Genomic DNA, 14,492 nt, shown 5'->3' on the forward strand with positions numbered 1-14,492 from the left:
TTTCCTGGAAGAGCGCCTCGAGGTTCACCACGCAGCCATTGCCGATGATGGGGACTGCGTTGGGGCTGAGAATGCCTGCGGGCAGCAGTTTGAGTTCGTACTTTTCACCGCCTACGACGACGGTGTGCCCGGCGTTGTTGCCGCCGTTGGGCTTGACGACGTAGTCAACACGGCCGCCCAGCAGGTCGGTGGCCTTGCCTTTACCTTCGTCGCCCCACTGGGCTCCTACGATCACAATTGCTGGCATGGGATCCTCCCCCATTCGTTCGGGCTGCCCGGGACCAGCCACGGAAGTGGCGGACCTGACGCAGCACCGTTCATGAGAATGCCCCGAGTGGACCGGCTTCCGCTGCTCCGTGAACGGACCGGCGGACGCAATGGCCCCGGGGCTCTTACCACCCAAGTTTAGCCGATGGCGCACTTTGTCCACTTGTTAGGCCGCCGCGGTTCTTGACGCAGGGTAAAGGGCCGCGGCGGCCGTAAAGGTGCGCTACTCGTCGTCGGCTTCCCCGACTGGCCGGGACGTCTGTTCGGCAAGCGTGTCCCAGAAGGAGGTGTCGGCGTCGGTAATGGAACCGTCCGCGATGGCGGCCGCAGTGGACGTCAGGGTGGTGACCGTCTGCTGGATCAGGTAGCCGTTGCTGCGCTGCCCCAGGGCGTAGCCGTCAAGGTAGTGGTCAGACATGCCGCGCATCTCGAACAGGAGGGTGGCGATCCCGTACTCCACGGAAATGCCGTTGCGGCTGATGGTCTCGGCGCTGCCGCCCTGGTACTTGCCCAGGTGGCCCCAGCCTGTCGAGTCGACGTTGTTGAAGACCACGGCGCCGAGCTGCTTGGACTTTTCGACGACGGCGGGGTCGGCGTTCGGCGTGGTGGGGTAGAGGATGGAACCGGACACCAGCTTGCCGTCGCGCTCGGCGCGGCTGCCCTGGTGGTGCAGGTCGATCATGTAGTCGATCCGGTACTTGCGCATCACATTGTTGTGCAGCGCCTGGGTCTCGGGCTGGATCTTGGCCACGTGGTCGCGGTTCAGGTCCACGCCCTCGGCGTTGTAGCGGGTGAGGTAGCGGTCCCCCTTGGCCAGGTAGTCATCCAGGGAGAAGTTCACGTCCCCCATGGCGCCGTCCGCGTTCAGCATCGGAAGGATGAGGATGTTCACGCCCTCCAGGATGTCCGCCGATTTGCCGGTTCCCAGGTGCTTGACGAACTCCAGCGCGCCCTCCGTGGTGAGCTGCTCGTTGCCGTGCTGCTGCGTCAGGTACAGGATGGTGGGCTTGGCCGGGTCCGAGATGTACTTGACCAGGTGGATATCCCGGCCTTTCACGGTCTGGCCGATCACTTCCAGCTCCATCGCCGGCTGCTTGGCGTCCTGGTCCTTCAGGAACGAGACCATCTGGTCATAGGTTGCGAGTTTTGTGGTGGTGATCTGGCCGTTGCCGTCGTAGGTGGGCCCCTCGCCCACGGCGTGCGCCAAGGGGGCTGGGCCGGCCACCACGGCGAGCGCCAAGGCTCCGGTAAGGGCCAGGTTCCTGAAGGTTGCCAGGGATTTCTTCACAGTGCGGTTTCCTCTTCTTCGAGTGCGGTGATGCAGGCAGCCACCATGTCCCTCATTCGGCTGTGACTCGAGCCAACCAAGCTGGACGGACTCTGTCAATCGAATAGACAAATCCTGTAAGTCATTTACGGGCGCGGGCACCGGCGCGTCGCTTCCCGGGGGCTTGGTAAAGTGGACGAGGCCGACCAGGAGTTGGTCCACCCCCATTAACCGCCGCTGATCGGTCGCGCCCCCGCGTGCCGTTCCGGTGGCGGCAGCAACGCCAATCCCCGCAGGAGAACCAGCACTTCATGACCGCCCTGGCCCCCGAAACATTCCACGAACAGCTCCTGAGCCGCCGCTATGAACCCAACGTCGCAGCAGTCAACGAACTGTGCGATTCCCTGCAGGACACCAGGCCCGGAATGGTAGTGCCCTACGTGGACCCCATGCACGACGTGGAGGAATGCCGCATCATCAGCCTGTTCTCCAATATCGGTACGGCTGACCCCTCAGGCTTCATCACTGCCGGCGACCAGGACGCCGCCACGCGCCTGCTCGGTATCCAGTGGAAGCTGGGCTTGCGCCCCGAGTTCGTGATGCCGTGGAACGTCCACCCCTGGCACGTCCCCGGCGAACCCAACGGCAAGTTCGCCCCGGACCAGGTGCAGGCCGGCCTGAAGCCCCTGCTGAAGTTCCTGGCCCTGGTGCCCCGCGCATCGGTGATCGTGGCGCACGGCACCGAAGCCAACCGCCTGGCCAACCTGCTGCTCAAGACCGAAGTTCCCCTGCTGTGGCGCCGGGGCCTGAAGACCTACAAGGTCCGGTCCCTCAGCGGCCGCGCCTTCGCCGGCTCTCCGGCGCGCCAGGAAGAGTACCTGGAGGACATGCGTGCGGCCTACGCCGACGCGATGGCCCGTACGGGCATCGCCCGCAAGGCCTGACCCCGGAGCAGAACGACGGCGGGTGGCCACCTTTCAATGGAAAGGTGACCACCCGCCGTCGTCCGTTTAAGCGCGTTCCGCTTAGGAGCCTTCGATGGCCGCCTTGGCAGAAGGATCGGAGTCGTTGAGGAACTTCTCGATCCGCTCCGGCTCCTCCGCTTCCCCGATGGCCGATGAAGCCCGGCCGAGGGAGTACAGCGCACGCAGGAATCCGCGGTTGGGCTCGTGCTGCCACGGAATGGGGCCAACACCGCGCCAGCCGTTGCGGCGCAGCGAGTCCAGGCCGCGGTGGTAGCCCACCCGGGCGTAGGCGTAGGAATCGATGGTGCGGCCCTCCGCCCACGCCTCCTCGGCCAGGATGGCCCAGAGCAGCGAGGAGGTGGGGTGCTGTGCCACCAGGTCCAGGGCCTCGTGCCCGGCGTCCAGCTGGCCGTAGACCTCGGTTTCCGCAGGCAGGAGCGTGGGCTCGGGGCCCATCAGGTTCCTGCGGAATTCGTCCGACACTTAGAAGGTCTTTCCGGCCGAGCCGAGCTGCTTGGTGGCTTCCACCACGCGGGCCGCCAGGCCGGCTTCGGCGGAGGCGCCCCAGACGCGGGGGTCGTAGGTCTTCTTGTTGCCCACTTCGCCGTCAACCTTGAGCACGCCGTCGTAGTTCTTGAACATGTGGTCAGCCACCGGACGCGTGTAGGCGTACTGGGTGTCGGTGTCGATGTTCATCTTGATCACGCCGTAGGAGACGGCGTCCGCGATCTCCTGGTCCGAGGAGCCGGAGCCGCCGTGGAAGACGAGGTCGAACGGGTTGTCCTTGCCGATCTTCGCGCCGACCTGGGCCTGGATGTCCTTGAGGATTTCCGGGCGCAGTTTGACGCCGCCGGGCTTGTAGACGCCGTGCACGTTGCCGAACGTCAGGGCGGTGATGTAGCGGCCGTTCTCGCCGGAGCCCAGTGCCTCAACGGTAGCCAGGGCGTCCTCAACGGTGGTGTAGAGCTTTTCATTGATCTCGTTCTCCACGCCGTCCTCTTCACCGCCGACGGTGCCGATTTCAACCTCGAGGATCATCTTCGCGGCGGCGGTGCGCTGCAGCAGCTCGCGGGCGATGCGGAGGTTGTCCTGCAGCGTCTCGGCGGAGCCGTCCCACATGTGGGAGTTGAACAGCGGGTTGCGGCCGGCCTTGACTTCGGCTTCGGAGGCTGCGAGCAGCGGCAGGACGAAGCCGTCCAGCTTGTCCTTGGGGCAGTGGTCGGTGTGCAGCGCGATGTTCACGCCGTAGTTCTTGGCCACTTCGCGGGCGAAGGCTGCGAAGCCCAGGGAACCGGCAACCATGTCCTTGGTGGAGGCACCGGACCAGTAGGCTGCACCGCCGGTGGAGACCTGCACGATGCCGTCGGACTCGGCCTCGGCGAAACCGCGCAGCGCGGCGTTCAGCGTCTGCGAGGACGTGACGTTAACGGCCGGGAACGCGAAGCCGCCCGCCTTCGCACGGTCGATCATCTCGGAGTAGATCTCTGGGGTTGCAATGGGCATGCTGGCTCCTCTGCTGAGTTTCGTCTGTGGGTGGATGACCCTCAAGTAGACCGCTTACGGCTTGGCACCATCCTAGCCATTTCCGCGCCGGGAGAGTGCTTCGGGTCACCGCTCAGTAACACTCAGACGTGCTGGTTGAAGACGTGCCGGCGGATCCACGCGTGCATGGCAATCGCGGCCGCGGAGGCGGCATTGATGGAGCGGGTGGAGCCGAACTGTTCGATGGACAAGGTGGCGACGGCGGCCTGGTGGACTTCCTGCGTCAGGCCCGGGCCTTCCTGCCCGAAGACCAGCACGCAGTCCCGGGGCAGGTCGTAGGTCTCCAGCGGCACCGAGTCCGGGAAGATGTCGACCCCGATGATCGCCAGCCCCTCCCCCTGCGCCCACCGGACGAAGTCCTCAACCGTGGGGTGGTGGCGGACGTGCTGGTAGCGGTCGGTGACCATGGCGCCGCGCCGGTTCCACCGCCGTCGGCCGATGATGTGCACTTCCTTGGCAAGGAAGGCGTTGGCGGTGCGCACCACGGTGCCGATATTCAGGTCGTGCTGCCAGTTCTCGATAGCCACGTGGAAGTTGTGCCGGCGCGAGTCCAGCTCCGCCACGATTGCCTCGTGCTTCCAGTAGCGGTACTTGTCCAGGACGTTCCGACGGTCGCCGTCCGCGAGGAGGTCGGGGTCCCAGTGGTCACCTTCGGGCAGTTCCCCTTCCCAGGGCCCGACGCCGACCTCCGCCTTTTCCGGCGCACCCTCCCCGGGTGCGTGGTCGGGTTCGTCTGTCATGGCGGGCGTCTGGTTCACCCCTCAACACTAGACTGGACCTTTGGGGCTTTCAGCACAGGCGCATTCATCAGGTGGAGGACAGGCATGGCAGAAGCAGACCAGGTGGCAGGCAACCCGGCGGTGTACCGCAGCGGCCAGGAAATCGAGTGCTGGCTGACGGACATGGACGGCGTGCTGGTCCATGAGAACCAGCCGATTCCGGGTGCGGCGGAACTGATCCAGCGCTGGGTGGATACCTCCAAGCGGTTCCTGGTGCTGACCAACAACTCCATCTTCACCCCGCGTGACCTCGCTGCCCGCCTGCGCGCTTCGGGCCTGGAGATCCCGGAGGAGAACATCTGGACCTCCGCCCTGGCCACGGCCCAGTTCCTGAAGGACCAGGTGTCCGCCGGGGGTTCGGAATCGGGCAACCGCGCGTACACCATCGGCGAGGCAGGGCTGACGACGGCGCTGCATGAGGCCGGCTTCATCCTCACCGACCAGAACCCCGACTTCGTGGTGCTCGGCGAGACCAGGACGTACTCCTTCGAAGCGATCACCACCGCCATCCGCCTGATCCTGGCCGGCGCCCGCTTCATCGCCACCAACCCGGACGCCACGGGTCCCTCCAAGGACGGGCCCATGCCCGCCACCGGCGCCATCGCCGCGCTGATCAGCAAGGCCACGGGCCGTGAACCGTACATTGTGGGCAAGCCGAACCCCATGATGTTCCGCAGCGCGATGAACCAGATCGACGCCCACTCCGAGACCACCGCCATGATCGGTGACCGGATGGACACCGACATCATCGCCGGCATGGAGGCGGGGCTGCACACGGTCCTGGTCCTGAGCGGCATCACCCACAAGGACGACATTGCGGCCTACCCGTTCCGGCCCAACCAGGTCCTGAACTCGGTGGCGGACCTGAAGAACCAGATCTAGAAGATACTCACCCGTGAACCGCCCCGGGGCAGCGGCACGAACTCGTCCAGCAGGTCCGTCAGGAGCGGCCGGTAGACCTGGGGGTTCCAGCCCGGGCTGGCGTGTGCCGGGGCGGCACCGGTGGTCTGCAGGTTGCTGGAGACCATGTTGTCCTTGAACACCACCGCCCAGGTTTCCACCGCGGTTTCGTAGGCAACGGTCTGGTCCTTCGGATTGCCCAGGTAGGCCATTTTGGCCTTCCCGAGCTTGCCGGCGAACTGGTTTCCGTCGAAGTGGTAGATGTACGCGGACTCGGTCTGGACCAGCACGCTGGACGGGGCGATCGGGGACAACTGCTCGAGGGTCTGGTCCAGGATCTGCCGCCAGCTCCGTTCGTCCTTGTGGATGATCCGCTCCCCCAGCTCGTACCCGCCGCGCAGGGTCGAGGGGAAGCGGAAGCCGCGCTCGTAGAGGAACACGACGCCGTCGAACCAGCTCTGGTCCAGCACGTCGTGCGCGCTGTAGGGGCTGGAGTCCAGGAGGATGAACTGCACCTCCACGCCGTGGGCCGCCAGGAGGCGGGCAGCAACCTGGGTCGCCAGCATCCCGCCGAAGCTGTGTCCGTAAAAGAAGAGCTTGCTGATCTTCTCGGCGGAGATGTAGTCCACGATGGCGTTGACCACCTCGTTGATGTTCAGGCCCAGATTGGAATAGCCGACGGCGGCGAGCCGGGCGCGCTTGTTGAGCGCGCCGCGGAGCGTGTTGAGGATCCACTGCGCTTCTTCCCAGCTGGTCTTGTACCCCGGGAACAGGAACCAGCTGGCGTCCGGGTAGTAGGCATCGGCGAAATCGTCGGCAACCTGGAGAATCCGGGTGCTGCGCCGCTGGGACTGGACTTCGCGGGTGAGCAGCATGTCTGCGGCAAGCAGGGAGGCTGCCCCCGCGCCGCCGAGGAAGGAACGGCGCGAGAAGCGCTTGAGGGCAGCCGACTCCGCCAGCAGCCGGGCTTGGGGGGTCCCGCGCCGGTCCTGCGGATTCACTTCTCCCTCAAACGGCACACCACTACCGTAGGCACACCGGAAGATACCGCCGCAAGGAGCGGGACGTAACCTTTCGGCGACGCCGGGTCAGCTGGCGGCCTGGCCCTCCGCGGCCGGGTAAGGCGCTTGGGGGGCCTGCCGGCGGCGGAGGATTTCGAGGCCGATGTCGTTGTAGCGGCCCAGCAGGTCCGCGCCGTCGGGCGCCTCCGGGCTGTCCAGCAGCGCAAAGAGGAAATCGCTGGACTGGAGCAGTTCCTCGTCCGTATAGTCGGCCAGCGGGCGGCCGTACAGCTCCTCGATCCACATCACGGGGAGTTGGGGGAATTCCCCTGCGAACTCGCCGCCGGGGAACAGCTCCCTGACGTCGTCATCCACCAGGAGCGGCTGGCGGCTGGACGGGTCCTGCGCGCCCCGGTCATGTCCGGAGGGCGCGAGCTGAAGGCCGACCCCGGCGGAGGTAATACCCGGCAAAGAGTTCGCGGCAATGGCGTTCAGGTCTGCCCGCAACCCGGCCAGGGCGGAGGATTCGACGAGCGCAGCCTGGGAAAGGTCAACGCAGATACGGCAGCGGATGCCCATCCTCCGGACCCGGCGGATGATGTGGACCAGTTCGGCACGGGAATCGTTGTGAAGGGTCCCCCGGACTTCAATCCGGACGATGTCAGCTGGGACATCAAGGTTAACGAGTGCGTCTAGCGCATGGTCCATAGGTACTCCAAAAGAGGTCTATGGCCGACGGCTCAACCTCGGCAAGCGTAACCCGCGGGCAGGCACCACACAAGCCGCCCCTCAGGCGGCGCCGCCTGGCCGCGCCTTGGTAGGTTCCTGGTAGTGCGTCCGGGCGCCGGCGCCGCCCACGGAATCCACCAGCGACTTGGCGATGTCCCGCAGCTTGGTGTTGCTGTTGCTGGACGCCTCGGTGAGGATTTCGACCGCGGCGTCCTGGCTGCAGCGGTTTTGCGCCATGACGATGCCGATGGCGATGTCGATGATGGTCCGCGACTCGAGGGTGGCACGAAGGTTGGCGGCACTGTCGGCATGCAGCGAGAACCGGACGGCCAGACGCAATGCTTCAGAAATTTCCCGGGTGAAGTCCCGCGCCCTGGCGGCGGCGGATCCGTCGAACTTGTGTGGGGCGTCGGAGTACAGGTTCAGGGCGGCCTTGGCCTCGCCCTGCAGGTTGAACGGCAGGGAAAAAACCGAACGGAGCCCGTGCGAGGCAACCGCGGCAGCATAGTCCGGTCCCCACCGGTCCTCCTGGAACAGGTCCGGAACGTAGACTTCGCGCCCTTCCTCCGCCGCGGTGAGGCACGGACCCTGCGACAGGGAGTACTGGATCTCGTCCACCTCACGGGCCGAAGGGCTGCTCCACCCGATGGTGGCTGCCTTGCGGTCACGGAGCAACGTGATGCCGCACAGGGCATCGTCGCCTTCGCCCGCCATCTGGTGCGCGGAGAAGCGCGCCAACTGGTTGAGGAACTCCTCGAAATCGGCGCTTTCCAGGATAAGGTTCTGGACCTGGTCGGTAGGGCTCAGGGCCCGGCTGGGGGGGAGCATGCTGCGGGTCTCCAAGGTACTAAAGGGTTACAGCCCATGATAAGACACCCCAGGTACCGGTCCAAGGGCCGGCACCTGGGGCTGACGTCAGTGTGTGCAGGCTAAACGAGTCCCAGTTCGTCCTTGCCGAAGGCGTACAGGTAGGGAACGCCGGTTTCGGCTTCGATCTTTTCCTTGGCCCCGGTATCGCGGTCCACAATCACTGCCACCGCCACCACGTTGCCGCCGGCTTTCCGGACGCCCTCCACGGCTGTCAGCGCCGAGCCGCCCGTGGTGGAAGTGTCTTCCAGGACCAGCACCTTGCGTCCCTCGACGGACGGCCCCTCCACCTGGCGGCCCATGCCGTAGGACTTCTGTGCCTTCCGCACCACGAACGCGTCAACGCTGCGGCCGGCGTCAACGGCCGCGTGCATTACGGCAGTGCCAACCGGGTCGGCACCCATGGTGAGCCCGCCGGCGCATTCGAAATCGATCCCGGCCTCGTCCGCCAGCGCGAGCATGACCTGGCCCACCAGCTTGGAGGCCTCGTGGTGCAGGGTGATGCGGCGCAGGTCGATGTAGTAGTCCGCCTCTGCCCCGCTGGAAAGGATCACCTTGCCGCGGACCACGGCGAGTTCCTTGATCAGTTCGAGCAGTCGGGCGCGGGCAGCGGCCGTGTCTACAGCCGCGTCAGTGGGGGAAGTCATGGACTCCAGTTTAGTGGGTGGCGGAATGGCAGCCGGGCGGGCGAACGCGGGTGCGTGCTCCGGGCGCGGTCCGAAGCCGATAAGCCGGGGCAGGAGGCGCCGCACCACAGGGTTATGGCGCAGGACGAAGAAAAGCAGCCGCTGCCAGCTGACCGACGCCCCGGGTCTCTTCCGTGCCAGTACGTCGCCGGACAACGTCCCCGCAAACAGGGGAACGAAGATCACGCGGTGCATGAGCCGCTGCACGGCCTGGACCGCAACCGTCGGCATCGCGCGGCGCCGCTGCACGGCAGCCAGGGTCTTCGCAGTCACTCGGCCCCGGAGCAGGTCCGGTGCCAGCCGCGCCGCCGCGGCCACAGCATCCTGGATGGCGAGGTTGATCCCCACCCCGCCTGCGGGCGACATCGCGTGGGCGGCGTCGCCGATGCACAGGAACCCGTCCACGTACCAGCGCGGCAGCCGGTCCAGCCGGACGTCCAGCCAGTGCAGGTCATCAAGGGACCGGATGGAGTCCACCCTGTCGGCAAGGTCCGGGCGGAGTGCCGCCACGCGCTGCCTGAACCGTTCCACGCCGCCCGCACGGATCCTGGCATCATCCCCTTTGGGTGCCAGGTAGCCCATCTGGTAGTAGTCGGTGCGGTTGAGGGCGATCATCGCGTCCCGGTCCCCCAGGGACGGGACTACTCCGGCGATCTCGCCCCTTTCGGACGCGCGGCGTGGGAGTTTGAACCACCAGGTGTCAAAGGGCACCGGATATTCCTTGGGATGCAGCCCGGCGGCCCGGCGCAGGACCGATTTGCGGCCGTCCGCTGCCACCACGACGTCGGCGAGCAGCACCGACTCCCCACTCGGGCCAGCTGCACCCGCCGCCCGGTAGCGCACCCCGGCGACGCGTCCGCCGTCGAACTCCAAGCCCGTGGCCTCATGGTCCATGAGGAGCGTGAAGCCCGGCTCGGCGGCGGCCGCGGAGGCAAGGAAGTCGAGGAGGTCCCACTGGGGCATCATCGCTATGTAGTCGTAGGGAGGCTTCAAGGAGGAGAAATCGGCCAGCGCGACCATCCCTTTGCCGGGGACAGGAACCGCGACTCCCCGCAGGCGGCTTTGGGGCAGTTTGCGGAACCCGTCGCCCAGGCCAAGTTCGTCAATCAGCCGGATGGTGGACGGGTGCACAGTGTCACCGCGGAAATCACGCAGGAAGTCGCTGTGCTTCTCCAGGACCGCGACCTGCACGCCGGCCCTTGCCAGCAGCAGGCCAAGCACCATGCCAGCCGGTCCACCGCCCACAACAGCACACCCCGTCCGTTCCATGCCTGTACGGTACGCCGCTGAACGCCCGGCCGGAACAGTTGAGGGTTGTTGACAGCGCTGGCTAGGCTGGACCACATGCGCGAACTCCAGGCCAAGATCATTGAAGAAATGGGCGTCCAGCCCCGGATCGATCCCGCAGGGGAGGTGCGCAAGCGCGTCGCGTTCCTCAAGGAATACCTGAAGGCCACCGGTACCAAGGGCTTTGTCCTGGGCATTTCCGGCGGCCTGGATTCCTCCCTCGCCGGGAAGCTGGCGCAGCTGGCCGTGGATGAGCTCGAAGCCGAGGGCGTGGAGGCCAATTTCGTGGCCGTCCGTCTGCCCTACGGCGTGCAGCATGATGAGGAGGACGCCCAGGCGGCCCTGGACTTCATCAAGGCCAAAACGGAATGGACCTTCAACATCTCCGCCGCCGTGGACGGTTTCGAGGACGAGTTCGAAAAGACGGTGGGCTCGGAGATTTCCGACTTCCACAAGGGCAACACCAAGGCCCGCACCCGCATGATCGCACAGTATGCACTGGCGGGCGAACACAACTACCTGGTCATCGGAACCGACCACGGCGCCGAATCAGTGACGGGATTCTTCACCAAGTACGGCGACGGCGGCGCGGACATCCTGCCCCTGTTTGGCCTGAACAAGCGGCAGAACCGTGCCCTGCTCGCTGAGCTCGGGGCGCCCGAGCGGGTCTGGGGGAAAGTCCCCACCGCCGACCTGCTCGACGACCGGCCCGGCCGCACTGACGAGGACGAGCTGGGCCTGACCTACGACCAGATCGACGACTACCTGGAAGGCCGCGACGTTCCCGAGTCCGTCGCCGAGTCGATCGAACAGAAGTACCTGCGCACCCGCCACAAGCGCACCGTCCCGGTCACCATTTTCGATACCTGGTGGAAGCACGAGGGCCCGGAGGAGCCCCGCGCGGGTCTCTAGCCAGCCGAAGCAGCCCACTTTTGGGAAGCACGACGGCGCGCCGCACCGCAAAGGGGCGGCGCGCCGTCGTCGTCTTCAGGCAAAGCCGGGCTGCTTTGGCGGGGCGGCCTCGCCGCCCAGCTGCTGCGTGATCCGGTGCGCCTCCGCCATCAGGAGGGCGCCCAGTTCGGGCTGCCGGGCAGGTTTGAAGCGCGGTTCGATGCCGGTCAGGGACAGCGCCCAGGCCGGCTTTCCGGACCTGTCAAACACCGCGGCCCCCATCCCCCAGCTGCCTTCCAGCACCATCCCGGGATTCACCGAGTAGCCCGCCAGCCTGGTGCGGACGAGGTTCTCCCGCACCCGCGCAGGGGTGTGGTTCGCTGCGAAGTCCCCTGCGTGCGCCGGCCACCGGGCCAGCAGTTCCTCCTGCTCATCCTCCGGCAGGAAGGCCATGATGGCCGTCCCCGCCGAGGCCACGCCCAGGGGAAACCGGACGCCTTCGTGCAGCACGAAGGACCGCACCGGAAAGCTGCCCTCCTCCCGCAGCAGGCAGACCGTCTCCCCGCCGCGCCGGATGGAAAAGAAGGCGCTCTCCCCTGTCGCTTCGGCAAGCCTGCGCAGGCTGGGCCGGGCGATGTCCTCCAGTGGAAACCTGGCGGATGCCACCGAACCCATCAGGAGGACTTCCGGTCCCAGCACCCAGTTGCCGGTGATGGGGTCGTGGTCCAGCAGCCCCTCTGAGGCGAGTGAGGACAGGAGCCGGTGGACGGTGGGCCGCGTCAGCCCTGATTCCCGGACCAGGCCGGCAAGCGGCATGCCCTCGGGGCTGCGGCCTACGAGCCGCAGCAGTGCCGCTGCGCGAGCCACCACCTGGGCGCCCTGCACTGGTACCGAAGTCATGAAAACCTCCCTATCCGTCCATATTGTGGATACATCTGATCCTACCGTCCACACTGTAAAAACGGCGATATGGGTTGCTTGACAGCGGAATCAGAGCACCCGTAGTCTCCACATGCAGAAGCCAACGTCCATAAAATGGACTGACCCAGCGCTCAATGAGGAGTCGACATGAAGAAACTGCAGCCCTCCGCCGCCGCGTCCCTCGAAGGGGCACTCCGGGACGGCATTACCCTCGCCGTCGGCGGCTTCGGCCTCAGCGGCATTCCTGCCGACCTGATCGAAGCCGTCCGCGATTCAGGCGTGAAGGACCTCACCGTCGTCTCCAACAACATGGGCGTGGACGGCAAGGGCCTGGGGGTCCTGATCGAGGGTGGCCAGGTCCGCAAGGTCATCGCCTCCTACGTGGGCGAGAACAAGCTCTTCGCCGAGCAGTACCTTGCAGGCAAGCTTGAGGTGGAGTTCACGCCGCAGGGCACCCTCGCCGAGCGGCTCCGCGCCGGCGGTGCGGGCATCCCGGCTTTCTACACCAAGACCGGTGTGGGAACGCTGGTGGCCGAAGGCAAGCCGCACGAGGTGTTCGACGGCGAAACGTATGTCCAGGAACGGGCCATCCGGGCCGACGTCGCACTGGTCCACGCCCACACCGCGGACACCGACGGCAACCTCATCTACCGCTACACCGCCCGGAACTTCAACCCCGTGGTGGCCACGGCGGGACAGCTGACCATCGCCGAGGCCGAGGTGATCCTGCAGCCCGGGGACCTGGACCCGAACCACATCGTGACCCCGGGCGTCTTCGTCCAGCGGCTGGTGCAGGCCACCGGCCGGGCCAAGGACATCGAGCAGCGGACCGTCCGGCAGCGCACCGATCTCGTTTCCGCCTAGGCCGCATCCAGCGCCGCAGTTCTGATCTACTCAATGGAGAGAGAAAACCCCTCATGACCACCGCGCAACTCAACCACCGGGACGTCCGGCAAAAGGGCCTGGCCCGGATGGCTGAAAAGCTGGCCGGATGGACCCAGAAATGGTTCCCGGATGCCTACATCTTCGCCCTGGCCGGGGTGCTGCTGGTGGCCATTGCGGCGCTGGCCATCGGCGCTTCGCCCAAGGCCGTGGTGGATTCGTTCGGCAACGGCTTCTGGGACCTCACGGCCTTTACCCTGCAGATGGCGATGGTGGTGCTGACCGGCTACGTGGTGGCCACCGCACCCCCGGTGGCCCGTTTGATCGAGCGGCTGGCACAGGTGCCGGGCTCCGCGCGCACTGCCGTGAGCTTTGTGGCCGTCATGTCCATGTCGGTGTCCTTCGTGAACTGGGGGCTGAGCCTGATCTTCGGCGGACTCCTGGCACGCGCCATAGCCCGCCGCCGGGACCTCCAGGTGGACTACCGGGCCCTGGGTGCAGCGGCTTTCATGGGGCTGGGAGCCGTATGGGCGCTGGGCATGTCCTCCTCGGCTGCCCAGCTGCAGGCAACCAAGGCGTCCATTCCCCCGGCGCTGCTGAAGATCACCGGTGTCCTGGACTTCGGCACCACCATCTTCACCTGGCAGTCCCTGCTGACGCTGGCCATCCTCATGCTGCTGACAACGGTCATAGCGCACTTTTCGGCCCCCACGGGCAGCGCGATCAGGACCGCTGCCGATCTGGGCGTGGACCTCAATGACCAGCCCGAACCTCCGGCGGAACAGTCTCGTCCGGGCGAATGGCTCGAATACAGCCGCGTGCTGCCCGTACTCGCCGGCGTCCTGACCCTGGGCTGGCTGGTGTCCCAGCTTCTGACGCTGCCCATTTTGAGCGTGGTCAGCTCGCTCAACGGGTACCTGCTGGTCTTCCTCATGCTGGGGCTCGTGCTGCACGGGACGCCGCGCAGGTTCCTCCAGTCAGTCAGCAAGGCTGTCCCCGCCACAGCGGGAATCCTGGTGCAGTTTCCCCTGTATGCGGCGATGGCAGCGATCCTGACCAAAGCCGCCGGCGCAGGCGGCCTCTCGGTGTCCGAGCACCTCGCACACTTCTTCACCAGCATCGGCGGCAACGGCGCGTTCGCCGTCATCATCGCCCTCTACACGGCGTTCCTCGGCATGTTTGTGCCGTCGGGCGGCGGCAAATGGCTGGTGGAGGCGCCGTACGTGATGCAGTCCGCCACGGACGTGAACATGAACCTTGGCTGGACCGTGCAGATCTACAACATGGCTGAAGCGCTGCCCAACCTGATCAACCCGTTCTTCATGCTGCCGCTGCTGGCGGTGCTGGGCCTGCGCGCCCGGGACCTGGTGGGCTTCACGTTCCAGCAGTTCCTGTTCCACCTGCCGGTGGTCCTGCTGCTGGCCTGGCTGCTGGGAATGACCTTCGACTTCGTGCCACCGGTTATACCGAACTGACCTCAACGAACACTGCGGTAAACAAGACAAAAG

15 protein-coding genes are annotated in these 14,492 nt (G+C 66.2%); 5 read left to right on the forward strand and 10 right to left on the reverse strand.

Features of this window, described 5'->3' with window-relative positions; all coding sequences use genetic code 11:
* The coding region (locus AC3IMC_RS19475; RefSeq protein ID WP_490920479.1) for an adenylosuccinate synthetase at nt 1-247 on the reverse strand (247 nt) is incomplete at its 3' end.
* A gap of 243 nt (nt 248-490) precedes the next feature.
* The gene (locus AC3IMC_RS19480) at nt 491-1,555 is read right to left on the reverse strand and encodes a M14 family zinc carboxypeptidase (protein WP_490920481.1); all 1,065 of its coding nucleotides are present in this window, start codon (nt 1,553-1,555) and stop codon (nt 491-493) included.
* A 290-nt stretch (nt 1,556-1,845) separates the two neighbouring features.
* On the opposite strand from AC3IMC_RS19480, the gene AC3IMC_RS19485 reads away from it, so the two are divergent.
* The gene (locus tag AC3IMC_RS19485; RefSeq protein WP_490920483.1) at nt 1,846-2,478 is read left to right on the forward strand and encodes a uracil-DNA glycosylase family protein; all 633 of its coding nucleotides are present in this window, start codon (nt 1,846-1,848) and stop codon (nt 2,476-2,478) included.
* A gap of 81 nt (nt 2,479-2,559) precedes the next feature.
* On the opposite strand, the gene AC3IMC_RS19490 is transcribed toward AC3IMC_RS19485, so the two are convergent.
* The 3 genes from AC3IMC_RS19490 to AC3IMC_RS19500 form a co-directional block, all read right to left on the reverse strand.
* Nucleotides 2,560-2,982 (reverse strand): DUF3151 domain-containing protein, encoded by a 423-nt coding sequence (locus AC3IMC_RS19490; protein WP_490920485.1) that lies wholly within the window; start codon nt 2,980-2,982, stop codon nt 2,560-2,562.
* Nucleotides 2,983-4,002: a class II fructose-bisphosphate aldolase gene (gene fbaA, locus AC3IMC_RS19495; protein WP_490920487.1), complete on the reverse strand. Its 1,020-nt coding sequence runs from the start codon at nt 4,000-4,002 to the stop codon at nt 2,983-2,985. It lies immediately after the preceding gene.
* 122 nt (nt 4,003-4,124) lie between these two features.
* A complete protein-coding gene (locus tag AC3IMC_RS19500; protein ID WP_490920489.1) occupies nt 4,125-4,781 on the reverse strand; it encodes a TrmH family RNA methyltransferase in 657 nt (218 codons plus the stop codon).
* Nucleotides 4,782-4,865: 84 nt separating this feature from the next.
* Here AC3IMC_RS19500 and AC3IMC_RS19505 point away from each other — a divergent pair, with 84 nt between their 5' ends.
* The gene (locus AC3IMC_RS19505; protein ID WP_454483679.1) at nt 4,866-5,702 is read left to right on the forward strand and encodes an HAD-IIA family hydrolase; all 837 of its coding nucleotides are present in this window, start codon (nt 4,866-4,868) and stop codon (nt 5,700-5,702) included.
* Here AC3IMC_RS19505 and AC3IMC_RS19510 read toward each other — a convergent pair.
* From AC3IMC_RS19510 to pyrE, 4 genes are all read right to left on the reverse strand, one after another.
* On the reverse strand, nt 5,699-6,739 hold the full coding sequence (locus tag AC3IMC_RS19510; protein WP_490920491.1) for a thioesterase domain-containing protein: 1,041 nt from the start codon (nt 6,737-6,739) through the stop codon (nt 5,699-5,701). The two genes, AC3IMC_RS19505 and AC3IMC_RS19510, sit on opposite strands and share 4 nt — an antisense overlap.
* Nucleotides 6,740-6,808: 69 nt before the next feature.
* The gene (locus AC3IMC_RS19515) at nt 6,809-7,429 is read right to left on the reverse strand and encodes a hypothetical protein (RefSeq protein ID WP_490920492.1); all 621 of its coding nucleotides are present in this window, start codon (nt 7,427-7,429) and stop codon (nt 6,809-6,811) included.
* Between the two features lie 81 nt (nt 7,430-7,510).
* The gene (locus tag AC3IMC_RS19520; RefSeq protein WP_490920493.1) at nt 7,511-8,278 is read right to left on the reverse strand and encodes a GAF and ANTAR domain-containing protein; all 768 of its coding nucleotides are present in this window, start codon (nt 8,276-8,278) and stop codon (nt 7,511-7,513) included.
* A 101-nt stretch (nt 8,279-8,379) separates the two neighbouring features.
* On the reverse strand, nt 8,380-10,272 hold the full coding sequence (pyrE, locus tag AC3IMC_RS19525; protein WP_490920495.1) for an orotate phosphoribosyltransferase: 1,893 nt from the start codon (nt 10,270-10,272) through the stop codon (nt 8,380-8,382).
* A 75-nt stretch (nt 10,273-10,347) separates the two neighbouring features.
* Between pyrE and nadE the strand changes: the two genes are divergently transcribed.
* Nucleotides 10,348-11,202: an NAD(+) synthase gene (gene nadE / locus AC3IMC_RS19530; protein ID WP_490920496.1), complete on the forward strand. Its 855-nt coding sequence runs from the start codon at nt 10,348-10,350 to the stop codon at nt 11,200-11,202.
* Nucleotides 11,203-11,277: 75 nt separating this feature from the next.
* On the opposite strand, the gene AC3IMC_RS19535 is transcribed toward nadE, so the two are convergent.
* Complete coding sequence (locus AC3IMC_RS19535) at nt 11,278-12,081, reverse strand: IclR family transcriptional regulator (protein ID WP_490920498.1); 804 nt, start codon at nt 12,079-12,081, stop codon at nt 11,278-11,280.
* A gap of 168 nt (nt 12,082-12,249) precedes the next feature.
* Between AC3IMC_RS19535 and AC3IMC_RS19540 the strand changes: the two genes are divergently transcribed.
* Nucleotides 12,250-12,966 (forward strand): CoA transferase subunit A, encoded by a 717-nt coding sequence (locus tag AC3IMC_RS19540; RefSeq protein ID WP_490920500.1) that lies wholly within the window; start codon nt 12,250-12,252, stop codon nt 12,964-12,966.
* 53 nt (nt 12,967-13,019) lie between these two features.
* Nucleotides 13,020-14,459 (forward strand): short-chain fatty acid transporter, encoded by a 1,440-nt coding sequence (locus tag AC3IMC_RS19545; RefSeq protein ID WP_490920502.1) that lies wholly within the window; start codon nt 13,020-13,022, stop codon nt 14,457-14,459.
* The last annotated feature ends 33 nt before the right edge of the window (nt 14,460-14,492 follow it).

The organism is Arthrobacter sp. E70 (assembly GCF_058266945.1).

Bases quoted from the DNA above. Each gene is read 5' to 3' on its own strand.
- AC3IMC_RS19485 (WP_490920483.1), top strand. From the start codon at position 1,846: ATGACCGCCCTGGCCCCCGAAACATTCCACGAACAGCTCCTGAGCCGC.
- fbaA (WP_490920487.1), bottom strand. From the start codon at position 4,002: ATGCCCATTGCAACCCCAGAGATCTACTCCGAGATGATCGACCGTGCG.
- AC3IMC_RS19500 (WP_490920489.1), bottom strand. From the start codon at position 4,781: ATGACAGACGAACCCGACCACGCACCCGGGGAGGGTGCGCCGGAAAAG.
- AC3IMC_RS19505 (WP_454483679.1), top strand. From the start codon at position 4,866: ATGGCAGAAGCAGACCAGGTGGCAGGCAACCCGGCGGTGTACCGCAGC.
- AC3IMC_RS19515 (WP_490920492.1), bottom strand. From the start codon at position 7,429: ATGGACCATGCGCTAGACGCACTCGTTAACCTTGATGTCCCAGCTGAC.
- AC3IMC_RS19520 (WP_490920493.1), bottom strand. From the start codon at position 8,278: ATGCTCCCCCCCAGCCGGGCCCTGAGCCCTACCGACCAGGTCCAGAAC.
- pyrE (WP_490920495.1), bottom strand. From the start codon at position 10,272: ATGGAACGGACGGGGTGTGCTGTTGTGGGCGGTGGACCGGCTGGCATG.
- nadE (WP_490920496.1), top strand. From the start codon at position 10,348: ATGCGCGAACTCCAGGCCAAGATCATTGAAGAAATGGGCGTCCAGCCC.
- AC3IMC_RS19535 (WP_490920498.1), bottom strand. From the start codon at position 12,081: ATGACTTCGGTACCAGTGCAGGGCGCCCAGGTGGTGGCTCGCGCAGCG.
- AC3IMC_RS19540 (WP_490920500.1), top strand. From the start codon at position 12,250: ATGAAGAAACTGCAGCCCTCCGCCGCCGCGTCCCTCGAAGGGGCACTC.
- AC3IMC_RS19545 (WP_490920502.1), top strand. From the start codon at position 13,020: ATGACCACCGCGCAACTCAACCACCGGGACGTCCGGCAAAAGGGCCTG.